Annotated in this window: 10 protein-coding genes and 1 other RNA gene; 5 read left to right on the top strand and 6 right to left on the bottom strand. The window is 41.5% G+C overall.

The window, feature by feature from the left end; translation table 11 throughout:
- Window positions 1–39 precede the first annotated feature (39 nt).
- On the top strand, window positions 40–1,182 hold the full coding sequence (locus DDV96_RS03205) for a glycosyltransferase (RefSeq protein WP_116693305.1): 1,143 nt from the start codon (window positions 40–42) through the stop codon (window positions 1,180–1,182).
- Here DDV96_RS03205 and DDV96_RS03200 read toward each other — a convergent pair.
- Genes DDV96_RS03200 through DDV96_RS03190 form a run of 3 tightly spaced genes read right to left on the bottom strand, consistent with a single transcriptional unit; the run spans window position 1,172 to window position 4,656 of the window.
- Window positions 1,172–2,458, bottom strand: coding sequence for an O-antigen translocase (locus tag DDV96_RS03200; RefSeq protein ID WP_116693304.1), 1,287 nt, complete (start codon window positions 2,456–2,458; stop codon window positions 1,172–1,174). The genes DDV96_RS03205 and DDV96_RS03200 overlap by 11 nt on opposite strands.
- Complete coding sequence (locus DDV96_RS03195; protein WP_116693303.1) at window positions 2,459–3,559, bottom strand: DegT/DnrJ/EryC1/StrS family aminotransferase; 1,101 nt, start codon at window positions 3,557–3,559, stop codon at window positions 2,459–2,461. It lies immediately after the preceding gene.
- Window positions 3,556–4,656: a GNAT family N-acetyltransferase gene (locus DDV96_RS03190; protein WP_240607663.1), complete on the bottom strand. Its 1,101-nt coding sequence runs from the start codon at window positions 4,654–4,656 to the stop codon at window positions 3,556–3,558. The genes DDV96_RS03195 and DDV96_RS03190 overlap by 4 nt, the downstream gene beginning before the upstream one ends.
- A 73-nt stretch (window positions 4,657–4,729) precedes the next feature.
- Here DDV96_RS03190 and DDV96_RS03185 point away from each other — a divergent pair, with 73 nt between their 5' ends.
- Window positions 4,730–5,938, top strand: a complete 1,209-nt coding sequence (locus DDV96_RS03185; protein WP_133240805.1) for a hypothetical protein — start codon at window positions 4,730–4,732, stop codon at window positions 5,936–5,938.
- Between the two features lie 34 nt (window positions 5,939–5,972).
- On the opposite strand, the gene typA is transcribed toward DDV96_RS03185, so the two are convergent.
- Window positions 5,973–7,769, bottom strand: coding sequence for a translational GTPase TypA (typA, locus tag DDV96_RS03180; RefSeq protein WP_116693301.1), 1,797 nt, complete (start codon window positions 7,767–7,769; stop codon window positions 5,973–5,975).
- 179 nt (window positions 7,770–7,948) lie between these two features.
- On the opposite strand from typA, the gene kdsA reads away from it, so the two are divergent.
- Complete coding sequence (gene kdsA, locus DDV96_RS03175; RefSeq protein WP_116693575.1) at window positions 7,949–8,767, top strand: 3-deoxy-8-phosphooctulonate synthase; 819 nt, start codon at window positions 7,949–7,951, stop codon at window positions 8,765–8,767.
- On the opposite strand, the gene DDV96_RS03170 is transcribed toward kdsA, so the two are convergent.
- A complete protein-coding gene (locus DDV96_RS03170; RefSeq protein WP_116693300.1) occupies window positions 8,758–9,120 on the bottom strand; it encodes a DUF1801 domain-containing protein in 363 nt (120 codons plus the stop codon). The two genes, kdsA and DDV96_RS03170, sit on opposite strands and share 10 nt — an antisense overlap.
- Window positions 9,121–9,571: 451 nt before the next feature.
- Between DDV96_RS03170 and DDV96_RS03165 the strand changes: the two genes are divergently transcribed.
- Window positions 9,572–11,533, top strand: coding sequence for a DUF3857 domain-containing protein (locus DDV96_RS03165; protein ID WP_116693299.1), 1,962 nt, complete (start codon window positions 9,572–9,574; stop codon window positions 11,531–11,533).
- A gap of 3 nt (window positions 11,534–11,536) precedes the next feature.
- On the opposite strand, the gene DDV96_RS03160 is transcribed toward DDV96_RS03165, so the two are convergent.
- Window positions 11,537–12,745, bottom strand: coding sequence for an NAD(P)-dependent oxidoreductase (locus DDV96_RS03160; RefSeq protein WP_116693574.1), 1,209 nt, complete (start codon window positions 12,743–12,745; stop codon window positions 11,537–11,539).
- 219 nt (window positions 12,746–12,964) lie between these two features.
- On the opposite strand from DDV96_RS03160, the gene ssrA reads away from it, so the two are divergent.
- Window positions 12,965–13,364: a transfer-messenger RNA gene (gene ssrA / locus DDV96_RS03155) on the top strand.
- The last annotated feature ends 82 nt before the right edge of the window (window positions 13,365–13,446 follow it).

The raw sequence follows: 13,446 nt of genomic DNA, 5'->3' as shown, positions 1-13,446 counted from the left end.
AATTGTACTTTTGGTTGTGCCAGCAAATATAACGCATTTATGAAGATACTCCTTGTAGGCGAATACAGCCGGTTGCACAATTCCTTAAAAGAAGGGCTCACCGCACTGGGGCACGATGTTACCATTATTGGTAGTGGCGATTATTTTAAAAACTATCCGGTTGATATTAAACTGAACAGGACCTACACTTCAGGACTTGCCAAAAAGTGGAAAGTCTTGCTCTACAGGCTGTTTGGTATCGATCTTACTGCGGAAGCCATTAAAAAACAGTTTTTTTCCCATTCCGAAGCATTAAAAGGCTACGATGTGGTGCAACTCATCAATGAAAGTCCGTTGGGGGCCACGCCCAAAATCGAAAAAGAAGTGGTCTCGTTTCTATCCAAGCACAACAAAAAGCTGTTTGTACTGTCCTGTGGAGCCGATTACCTCAGTGTGAAATATGCTTACGAAAAAAAGTTCCGCTATTCCATTTTAAGTCCATTGTTCAACGGAAAAGTTTCCGAAAAGGATTTCGGTCCAATTTTAAAGTACCTCCAGCCTGCATATAAATCGTTGCACGAATTTGTGTTCCGGCATATTTCAGGAGTGATCGCCACCGATATGGATTACCACATCCCCATGAAAGGGCATCCCCTGTATTTAGGGCTTATCGCAAACCCTATCAATATTGAAAAACTGCCTTATCTCCCAGTTTCCATAACCGATAAAATCATTATTTTCCACGGCATAAACCGCGGCAATTATTACAAAAAAGGCAGCGATTATTTTGAAGAGGCGCTTTTCATGCTTACACAGAAATATGCCGATAAAGTTGAGATCATTACCGTGGAAAGCGTGCCCTATGCCGAATATATCGAACTGTACAACCGGGCACATATTGTACTGGATCAAGTATTGGGGATGGACCAAGGTTATAATGCCCTGGAAGCGATGGCCAAAGGAAAAGTAGTGTTCACCGGTGCCGAAAAAGAGTTTGTGGACTATTACAACTTGGAAAAACCGGTCGCCATCAACGCGCTGCCCGATGCGCAAGCCATTTTTGCCGATTTAGAACAGCTGGTGTTAAACCCTTCAAAGATTACTGAAATCTCCAAAAACGCCCGGGAGTTTATTGAAAGGGAACATAATTATGTTAAGGTTGCCGAAAGATATGTGCAAACGTGGCAGACGGTTAATGCTTAGCTTTTTGTTTTTTAAAATAACGGAATACTAAAAACAAAACGACAAAAAAGTAAATAATGTACCTAATAAAATGAGCCATCACTACTCCTTCTACTCCATAGTACGTTACGAAATAACGGGCAAGCCCAAAAAAGAGGGCCAACGAAAAGACCTCGGTAAAAATAAAACTCCGCACCAATTTTTTGGCCAAAAACTGATGGGCGACCACCACAGAGGCCAACCGTATAAAATCGCCTAATAACTGCCATTTAAATAGAGGGACCATTTCGGTAAAACCGGGATAGATCAAGGCAACAATATATTCCTTGGCAAAATATACCACGACCATCCCTATACCGAAAAGAGGCAATAACGTTTTATAGATATGAAAAAGCTCTCTTTTAAACCCTTTCTGCGTATGGATACCCGAAAACTTAGGTAATACATATAAACTAAAGATAGCATTGGAGAACACCAGATAGTTCTTGGAAATATTGGTCATAGCGGTCCAGATACCGGCGTCGGCTTCGGTAATCCTGTTCTTGATCATCGTTCGAATATCGATTTCAACGTAATTTAACAGGACAGTGGAAAAAAAAGACATCAATGAAAAAGCCAGCAAGCTTTTTGCCAAAGGTATTTTCAAGGAAAGTTCTGAAAATTGAACATATTCCCGCAATACCTTAAAAAACACCAACAGTAAAATAATCAATTGTATCACCGGGGTTATGGCAATCGCTACCAAAGCACCGTCAATATTGTATTGGAACAAAAACAGCACCAACAATCCCGTGCTGATCACATAGGAAACAATACTTATTTTGGCAAATTGCTTATACTTGGACAGCCCATTTATAACACCATTAAACAACCGTTCCAAAGCGATAAATGGCACAATAACGCTAGTTAATTTTATGAGGTAGGCATATTCCAAAGAATCGAAAATAAGCTGGCTTAAGTACCCGGCCCCAAAAAAAAGAACCATAAAACTAAGCATCGTTCCCAGCAGGACAAAAACAAAAGAAGTGGAGAACAGTTTGCGTAATTGTTCTTTGTCGTCCCTATGTTCGGATACATATTTTACCACTCCGGTAAATATTCCCGCAGAGCCTATAGACGTGAGCAGTTGGAGCAGGTTGCGCAATTGACCGATTTTTGCAATCCCGGTCTCACCCACCAATTGCGCCAACATACGTTGCACAAAAAGCGAAATGACCAACCGCAGGCCAATGACCCCCGCATTTAAAGAGGTCATCTTTAAAAGCAGGTTGTCGCGTATAAATTTTGGAACTCTCAATTAGTAATTATTAATTGCTAAAACAACTTCATCCGCTTCCTCATCAGTCATCACTGGGCTCATTGGGATGCTTACCACTTCATTATGAATTTGCTCCGTTTCCGGAAATGAGAGGTGGTTGAATTCTTGTAACGCTTCTTGTTGATGGGGCGGAATGGGGTAATGGATTAACGTACCAATTCCTTGTTCTTTTAAATATTCCATAAAATCGGTACGGTTTTTTACCCGAACCACAAACAGATGGAAAATATGGCTATTGCTGCCATCCCATTCCGGAAGGGCGATTTTTTCGTTTTTTATTTCAGAAATGTACTTTCTTGCCAACTCGCGCCTTCTTGCATTGTCTTCGTCCAGTTTGGTCAACTTTATGTTTAAAAAAGTAGCTTGCACCTCATCCAAGCGGGAATTGAAACCGGTGAGTTCGTTTACATACTTTGAAGAAGCGCCGTAATTGCGAAGTTTCCGAAGTACAGAAGCCAAATTATCATCGTTAGTAGTGACCGCTCCGCCATCGCCCAACGCCCCTAAATTTTTGGTAGGATAAAAACTGAACCCTGCCGCATCACCCAAATTTCCTGCTTTCGCACCACTCCCGTTAGTGGCTCCGTGGGCTTGTGCTGCGTCTTCAATTATTAATAAATTGTTCGCTTTTGCTAATTTTGAAAGTGCTTCCATCGGTGCCAATTGGCCGTATAAATGAACAGGCATGATGGCTTTGGTGGTTTCTGAAATAGCCGCTTCTAAAGCTTCAATATTAAAATTGTAACGTTTTGGTTCGGCTTCCACCAGAACAGGTTTCATCCCCGCCTGTTTTATAGCCAAAATAGTAGCGATATAGGTGTTTGAAGCCACCAGCACTTCATCGCCTTCCTGCAATTTCCCCAGTACCTTATAGCCTTCCAAAATCAACCGAAGGGCTTCCAACCCGTTGGCAACGCCAATGCAGTGCTTCGTTCCGCAGAACGCACCAAAGTTTTGTTCAAAAGACTTTACATTGTTTCCCAAGATATAATAACCAGAATCCAAAAAGGCTTTGAACCGAAGCTGGAATTCGGCTTCAAAACGCGTATTTATTTTATGAAGGTCTAAAAATGGGATCATATACCTATTGAATTTAATAAAAAGTGGTTTTTAGGGTTCACTTCATACTGTTCATAAACAATGGTGCGGGCACCAAAACACTCTTTCCAATACTGCAATCCCGCATTTATTTTTTTTCCGTTCTGTTCGTTAGAGGTACCAAAATCGAAGTAGCGTTTGTGTTTAAAGCGATCAGTAATTAAATAATGGAACAAAAAATCCAAACTCCCCAATTGTTGCTTATCTCTATTTGCCGAAATATACTGGGTATGTACCAGCGTATCGGTTTCAAAAACGGTTGCCCCAGCTACTATTTTATTTTCCTTCAACACATTAAATTGATGTATATTTTCAGGAAAATAATTTCCTAACCTCTTAATTTCTTCTAAGGAATGAACAGGCGATGCCCCAAACCGCTTCTTTAAATTAGGCGCTAATATGTCCTCCCAAAAAGGCTCAAAAGTTTTTCCTTCTTGTATTTGAAGCTCGTGTTTATGGGCTTTTTTCACCCCTTCCATTCTGTTGGACTGTATTTTTAGACGGTTTTGCAAATCAATCGCCGAGGCTACAGCTACCTGATTTCGTTTTGCATCTACAGCCTGAAGTAAATATTGGATTTCCTCTGCAGGAACCGAATGATAGTTCACAGGGAGCAGTTTTATACGTAACTTTTTAACGTCGCTTTCTGCTATAAATTTCAACAATGCCTGAAACAGCATTGCACTATCAGCAAATTTAATTTTCGCTTGCAACACCAACCCGCCGTAGGTCAACCCCTGGTGTGAAATAAGCATATCTTCTGTTTTATTGGCCGGCAACACAGCACAGAGTTTTTTCCCTTTATAGACCAGCAGCGAAAAATCGTCAAACCGATCGCTGTGATAGTCCATAAAATTCCGGTTGAACAAAAAAGTGGCGTTCTTTGCCGAAGCGATAAAATCGTTCCATTCGGCTTTGTGCGAAGCCGTGTATCGCTGTACTTTAAACGCAGGTTTGGTATTGGTTTTAGCAGTGCTCAAGAAACTAATATTGGTTACGCTATGTAAAACTAAAATTATTTTTACTTTTAGCAACGGTTTTGCAACAATATACGGTATGGCGTTTTTTTCTTTTATCAATAAGCGGTTCTCCCTCCTCTTTTTTTTGCTTTTTGCTGCAGTCGCCCTGCTGGTGTTACTACAACCTATGCACATGCAACCCGACTCCCCTGCTTATATCGAAATGTGGTTTAGGAGCGCGCCTGGATATCCGCTATTTGTAAATGCCGTGCAGGCTGTTTTTGGCACCTATTTTATGGTGGCGCTTAAAGTGTTGCAGTTGTGTTTGGGACTTACAGCCGTCTGGTTTTTCATCAAGCAGTTGCGAAAACACGTGGCCATGCAGGATTTTTGGTTTTTGCTGTTGACCGTGATTTTGCTCATCCCGTATGTCTATAACCAAAAAGTAGCGAATTTCATTCTTTCAGAAGGACTCGCCTTTCCATTGTACCTGTTGGTTACGGCACATTTATTGGTGTTCTTTTTTAAAGAGCGTCGCAAGCACTTGCTGTATGCACTCGCTTTTCTTTTTGTGCTGTTGCTCACCCGCAAACAATTTTTGTTCTTCGTCCCTATTGCCATCGTTATGATGGTGTGGTTGGGGTACCGTGCGAAAAATTTAAAAACACTGCTGCCTTATGGCTTCGCTTTCTTAGCCTTGCCGTTTTTGATCTCGTTGGCAGACAGCACCTACCACAAAATAGTGCACGGCCATTTTACCAATACTCCTTGGAACGGCGTCCACCTCTTGGCCCCTGCTATGTATATTGCCGATAAGGATGATGGCTCGATATATGCTTCGGAAGAAGAAAAAGCCTATTTCAACGCTATTTACGCCCAGATCGAGCAAAAGAAATACAATGAAAAAGCGGCCGTTTCTGAAGGTAAAAATGTCATTTCGCATTACATCGCCAATTTCCCAAATATTGCCAACCACACCATTTACCCCATTGGAAAAGAACGGTACGAAGACACACTTTCAGAAAAAGAAGCCCTGATAAAGATTGACCAGACCACCACGGCGATGGCCTTCCCGTTGATTCGGGATAATTTTAAAAAGTGGTTTTCGCTCTATCTTAAAAACTTCAGTTACGGGTTTGAAAATTCAAAATATGCCCTGTTGTTCGTTATTTTGCTGTGCTTCGGAATTTTCAACATACACGTTCCCAACACCAACAGCTACAAAGCCATTGCCTTTACCGCTGCCATTACCTTGGCCAATATGGCCGTGGTGGCCATTGGTATGCACACCTTGAAACGGTTTATCTTTTACAACGACTGGGTGCTGTTTTTTGTGGTCTTTCTTTTATTGAACGGACTGAATTCGCGCTACTTTCCAGAAAAAAACCACCATCAAAAATGACAGTGGTTTTTTCAATAACATTTCAGAAATAAGCTTACAAGGCCTTATTCCGTTTTCTATCAACTTCTTTTAGGTGCACTTTCCGCAACCGGAGATGGTTAGGCGTTACCTCAACATATTCGTCTTTTTGAATGTATTCCAAAGCTTCTTCCAACGAAAACTTAATGGCCGGCACGATCTTCGCCTTGTCGTCGGCTCCTGAAGAACGAACGTTGCTCAACTTTTTGGTCTTGGTCACGTTTACCGTCATATCGTCTTGGCGGGAGTTTTCGCCAATGACCTGTCCTTCGTAAATCTCTTCGCCCGGATCCACGAAAAAGCGGCCGCGTTCCTGTAATTTATCGATGGAATACGGTATGGCCGTTCCTTTTTCCATAGAAACCAAACTACCGCTTTGCCGTTCTGGGATGCCTCCTTTTAACGGTTGGTATTCCAAGAAACGGTGCGTCATAATAGCCTCACCTGCCGTTGCGGTCAATAATTGGTTACGTAACCCTATGATCCCTCTGGAAGGAATATGGAATTTGCACACCATACGGTCGCCTTTGGCTTCCATGCTCAACATTTCGCCCTTGCGCATACTTACCATTTCAATGGCCTTGCCGCTTACGGTTTCGGGAAGGTCGATGGTCAATTCTTCTACCGGTTCACATTTAACGCCGTCGATTTCCTTGATGATTACTTGAGGTTGCCCAATCTGGAGCTCGTAGCCTTCACGGCGCATAGTTTCGATCAATACCGAAAGGTGCAAGACGCCACGGCCAAAGACCATAAACTTATCGGCACTGTCGGTTGGCTCTACTCGAAGGGCAAGGTTTTTCTCCAATTCGCGCTCCAAACGCTCTTTTACGTGCCGGGAGGTAACAAACTTACCATCCTTGCCAAAAAACGGCGAATCGTTAATGGTGAACAACATACTCATCGTAGGCTCGTCGATGGCTATGGTTTTCAAGGCTTCGGGGTTTTCAAAATCGGCAACCGTGTCGCCAATTTCAAACCCTTCAAGACCAACCAGCGCACAGATGTCGCCGGCTTGTACTTCTTTTACTTTTACACGCCCCAACCCTTCAAAAGTGTGCAGCTCTTTAATCCTGGTTTTTACTTTGGTACCATCGCGTTTTACTAAGGTTACCTGCATATTTTCCTTTAGGGTACCGCGCTGTAAACGGCCAATGGCTATCCTTCCGGTAAAGGAAGAGTAATCCAATGAGGTAATCAACAACTGGGTGTTGCCTTCTTCTATTTTTGGGGAGGGAATATGCTCCAACACCATATCCAATGCCGGTTCGATGGAGTCGGTGGGGTTTTGCCAATCATCGCTCATCCAGTTGTTCTTGGCCGAACCGTACACTGTTGGGAAGTCCAATTGCCATTCTTCGGCACCCAGCTCGAACATTAAGTCGAACACGGCTTCGTGCACTTCGTCTGGGGTACAGTTTTCTTTGTCCACTTTATTGATAACCACACACGGTTTTAACCCGAGGGAAATGGCTTTTTGCAACACAAAACGCGTTTGCGGCATGGGGCCTTCAAAGGCATCCACGAGCAACAACACACCATCGGCCATATTGAGTACCCGTTCTACTTCACCACCAAAATCGGCGTGACCCGGGGTGTCGATAATGTTTATTTTCGTGTCTTTATAGGTAACCGAAACGTTTTTTGACGTAATGGTGATTCCGCGTTCGCGCTCCAGGTCGTTATTGTCCAAGATAAGCTCCCCGGTTTGTTCGTTTTCACGGAATAGGCTGCAATGGTGCATAATTTTATCGACCAAAGTGGTTTTGCCGTGGTCAACGTGCGCAATAATCGCGATGTTTTTAATTGTCATACTATTACCAAATTTTTTAGGGGCGCAAAAGTACTGTTTATTAATGGAATAATACACTATAATAGGCGTTATATTTTCATCAAAACAATGATAGGCTTCATTCCCTTTTCTGAAATATTAAAAAATGACCCTGTTTCTTGAATATCGAATTCCGTATCTTTGCATTACAAATAACAGCTATGAACCTCAACGACATACCCAAACTAAAACACACCCACACCAACAATTTTTTCCTCTTGGCCGGACCTTGCGCCATTGAAGGAGAAGATATGGCCCTGCGCATTGCCGAAAAGGTAGTCGCTATAACCAACAAACTTGAAATCCCCTATATTTTTAAAGGCAGTTTTAAAAAAGCCAACCGAAGCCGGATTGACAGTTTTACCGGTATTGGCGATGAGAAAGCGTTGACAATTCTACAGAAAGTTTCAGAAACCTTCGATATCCCTACCGTGACCGACATTCATGAAAGCAGCGATGCCGCTATGGCTGCCGAATTTGTAGATGTGTTGCAAATACCGGCTTTTTTGGTGCGCCAAACCGATTTGGTCGTGGCCGCAGCGAAAACCGGAAAAGTGGTCAACTTGAAAAAAGGGCAGTTTATGAGCCCCGAGAGCATGCAGCACACAGTGAAGAAGGTAACCGATAGCGGAAACAACAAGGTAATGATCACCGACCGCGGAACGATGTTCGGCTACCAAGATATGGTGGTGGATTTTAGGGGTATTCCAACGATGAAACAATATGCTGCTACCGTACTGGATGTTACCCACAGTTTGCAACAGCCCAATCAAAGTGTAGGGGTAACCGGTGGCCGTCCAGAAATGATAAGCACCATCGCACGTGCCGGAATAGCCACTGGAGTAGACGGCCTGTTTATTGAAACCCACTTTGACCCGGCCAACGCAAAAAGCGATGGTGCCAATATGCTCGACCTGTCAAAACTTGAAAAATTGCTAACCGATTTGGTGGCTATAAGGAAAACGATTAATCATTTGTAATATTTTTTATCTTTTACAGCGTAAGCCTCTTTTAAGATTTCCACAACAATTTTCTCATCGACTTCTTCTAAGGTATAATAGCGCAATGACTTCATATGTTTTCTCCCATCGGAGATCAAGTGATTCTTGTATTGCGTCAAGTGTGCTCCGTGCCAAAAAACCATATCCACATATCCTTTGGTATGATTGAGATAACAAAAAGGTTGTTTTTTTCCTATATAATAAAATGGCAAGTTCCATTTATAAAGCAATGCAGTATTTGGTACTTCTTGTTCGATGAGTGTTTTTAAGTAAACAAGAATCGAACGAAAAGGTTCTGGACTATCTAAAATATATTTTTCGGCAGGGTTCATTCTTTAAAATTAAAAAAACCTGCCTTCTTCAAGCAGGTTTTTTTCATAGTATATGGCTAAAAAATAAACTATATATTTTTAAATGAAAAGGGCTGTCCGCATAAAATTGGCAGCCCTTATAATTGCTATAATTAACTCCCCAGTTAAATTAGCCATCACAAAGATGCCGTAAAAGCATGTGCAGTACAAGAGGAAAAACCACCTAAATAAAAAAGGGTTTTTCCTGTTTTTATATAAACAGGCAATAAAAAAAGACCACTCAGAACAAGTGGTCTTTCTAAAATCACTATGATTAACTCCCCAATTAATTTAGCAATGATTTATAAAGTGTAAAGATGCGGGGATTTGTTTTAAATATCAAGGGGGTTTTTCCCCTTTTTCAATAAGGGTTTTTCCTGTTATTTGTTAATTTCATTTTAGTATATTTGGCACAATAACCCAACTGTCCATTATGAAACCTACCGCATCGCTTGCTCTTATCTTTTTGTTATATATCAATTTTTCACAGGCTCAACAGCGTCAAAGCGCATTGTTTGGACAGCCGACCGAAGAAGAACTTTCCATGACTTCGTTTACTCAAGATCCAGAAGCTCCAGCTATAATATTATTTGAACAGGGTGATTATCAATTTAAGAAGTTAAACAGATACATTCGCATTGTAAAAAAAGTACACCGGAAGATTAAAGTAATCGATGCAAAAAAATTTAATAACGCTGCCATAGAAATCCCTTTGCTTATAGGAGACAAGAATGAGGAGAAACTTAAAAACATTAAAGCCGTTACCCATAATGCTGATTTAAAAAAATATGTTGGCGATGATAAATTTTTTACCACTAAACAGACGGAAAAACGTAACGTGGTTCGGTTTACCTTTCCAGATATTAGGGACGGCAGTATTTTAGAATATAAATACACCATTGTCTCACCGTTCTTTTTTAATTTTAATGGATGGGAATTCCAGCAAGACATACCCACGGTTTACAGTGAATTTACCAGTGAAATACCCGGTAACTTTAAATACAGCATAGCTTTAAAAGGCGGTCGTAAACTAACGGTTAAAGAAGAACGCATCAAGAAAAACTGTTTGTATATGGACGGATACACTCCTGCAGACTGCCACTTAACAGTGTATGCAATGGCCGATGTTCCTGCCTTTAAAAAAGAGGCTTATATGTTAGCAAAAAGTAATTATAAAGCTGGGGTTAAATATGAACTAAGGGAGTTTATGGACTATACCGGTCTAAAGCATAAGTATTCAAAAACCTGGGACGATGTTGAGGACGAATTTAAAACCGACAAAAACATAGGCAGGCAATTGAACAATACTAATTTCTTCAGAAAAAACCTGCCTGAAAACATACTGAAGATTTCTGACAAACTAAAAAAAGCCAAGGCCATTTATACCTTTGTACAAAACCACTATAGGTGGAACGGGAAACATCGGCTTTTCAACGAAGTTCGGGTGCGCGATGCATTTAAAGAGGGGGTGGGAAACACTTCTGAAATCAATTTGGCACTTATCAATGCCCTGCAAGCTTCAGGATTGGATGCTAAATTAATGCTCATTTCAACAAGGGACAACGGATTGCCCACTGATGTTTACCCTATATTGACAGATTTTAACCGCGCTATTGCTTTGCTTACGGTTAACAATGAAACATTTCTTTTAGACGCTGTAGATAAACAAGCGCCTTTTGGGGTAATCCCTTTTCAGGATTTAAACATTAAGGGACGGGTTATGGATTTTAAAAAAGGCAGCTATTGGCACCCCTTGACCCCACACAAAAAAAACATGCTCTATGTAAATACCAAAATCAAAGCTACTGAAGAAGGAATCTTTACTGGTACTCTCACAGAAGTACGTACGGGATATATTGCAATGAACGAAAGAAAACACATTCAAGATTCCAACTTTCAGGACTATGTTAATGAAAAAGAAACAAATAGTTCTTTACACGTAAGCGAACTGAAAATAGAACATAAAACCAATTTGGAAAAGCCCTTAAAAATTAATTACAATGTGGCTTTGGAAACAGAATTAATTGGAGACAAAGTATATGTAAACCCTTATTTTTTCGAAACCTATTTTACCGAAAACCCTTTTACAGCCAATGAAAGGAACTTTCCCATAAATTTTGGATACCCCATTATAACTACTTACTTAATATCGATAGATTTGGATAATAAGTACACAGTTGAACAGCTCCCTGAAAACAAGGTAATAAAACTGTTTGACGACATTGGAGAATGCACGGTTATCTATACGCAAGCAGCAAATAAGATCAATATCCGATTCAGTTTTAAATTAATGGAAGAAAAATTTCCTGTAAAAGCATATCAAGGGATTAAAGATTTCTTTGGGAAGATGATCGATTTTCAAACGCAAAGCCCTATCCTGCTGAAAAAGAAATAAACGTCACTCCTTCCCATCCACATAATCTTGTAAATAACTAAAATCGTCGGTTAATCGCCCGTCGCAGGTGGTCATTTTGGCGCGTGCTAAAACTCCGTTTTTATCTCCGTTGAAAAAAGCGGGCATGACATATTCCATAAACATTTCGCCAAACCCCTCACTGGCATCTTTGGGCAATTCGCAAGGTAGGTTATCTACCGCCATGACCGTTATGGCACCCGGGATATCATAATGGGTTTCTTTTTCGGTGACAGGATCATAGCCGTAAAACGGATCTTCAATGGTAGATGGACGTATAGTACTGGCCACGGGGCCGTCGATATCGCAAGACACATCGGCCACCAAGTTGATGTTAAAGTGCGGATGCCGGGCATCTTCCCGCGTAAACAAATAGGGTGCGCCTTCGCCGTGAAAATGACCGGCGATAAAAAAATCACTTACCGTGGCAAACCGCATAAAATCGCTTTCATAGCCCGAGGGATCATTATAAAACTCTTGTTTCTTGCCTGGCAAACCATCGGTGCGTTTGTTGTAATCCATGACATCGATCATGCAATACACCGGCTCGCTAAAATCTTTGGTAAGATAATCGGTAACGGTTACTTTTTTTATTTTTAAATAATCCAATATTTCCTTGGCTCCGTGAGCCACCTTGCCCCTTCCGGTGAGCAGTATTTTTAGGGTTGGCACCTCTATTTTGTCCAATTCCCTTTTTACCGCATCCAGGTCGGGCAGCAAGTCCACCTTCGTCAGTTCAAACAGTTTATCGCGCAGGCCTAATGCCCTAAATCCGTTATACGCTCCTACCAATCCGGCATAACGGCCAAAACCGATTAAGCGGCTCCCGTTTTTCTTGGTGATGGTTTCATGATCGTACAATTCTATGTTTTTCTTAAGAATGGCTTGCAGCAGCTCCCGGTTATACGGTTGTTTTTTAATGGTATGGCTGAAAAAGAAATATTTTTTATTGGGCATCAACGCTTCAACCGGGACTTCCTTTACCCCTAATAATACATCGGCTTCTGAAACATCCTCCTGTACCGTTACCCCAACCTTTCGGTAAGCTTTATCCTTAAAGATGCGAATATCCGATGTTTCGGCTATAATTTGGGCGTCTGGGTAGTGCTTTATGACTTCTTGACACATTTGAGGTGAAAAAACGACACGATGGTCGGGCGGATTTTTACGTTCTTTAATAAGGGCAAAGGTTATGGCCATTTGGAATGCTTTTTGTATACTAATAGATGTCTTTCTAATTTAGGAAAGACAGCGGCAAAGGTAAGGATTTTAATGTATCTTTGCCCCTGCTCTCCGAAGCAGGTTTTGCTAGGCAACTTTAGCAAAATTGAATTGCGGAAGAGAGTTCACTTGTAGCCAATAGAATGTAATCTTTAATTAGCTACTGCATACTGGTTACTGTTTACTGCAAATGGGGCCGACTGGTTTTGACAGCGGGTCTAATTGTATTGTAAGCATGCCGAGCGCCGGGACACAGCTCGTAAATATCATGTTTCAACCTTTTTTAAACGGCGATAATAATTACGCCCTAGCTGCATAACCCGAATTATAGTACGGTATGCCTCGGCCCGTAAGACGGGCAAGCAGGAAGTCACTCAAAGGCCTTGGTTTACGGCGTTTGGTTTAGTGGCTTCGTAAAAGTAAACCTAGCTGGTGCAGGGCTTTGATGCACTGGCGAAACTTAAACGAAGCTAAGGGGTGCGTTGGTCGTTTCCTGCCGGCAAACCCACGAAAACCCAAGTGGAAACTAAGCATGTAGAAAGCAATATAGTTGCGCGTTTGGACGGGAGTTCGAATCTCCCCGGCTCCACTATTAAATAAAAAAGCCACGCTCAAAGAGTGTGGTTTTATTGTTTTATGCAATCACCGAGCTTGTTCGAAGGGATGGAATAAAA

Origin of the sequence: Marixanthomonas spongiae, from assembly GCF_003095375.1 — a bacterium.
Lineage (GTDB): Bacteria > Bacteroidota > Bacteroidia > Flavobacteriales > Flavobacteriaceae > Marixanthomonas > Marixanthomonas spongiae.
This window is presented reverse-complemented; position numbering and strand designations above follow the sequence as displayed.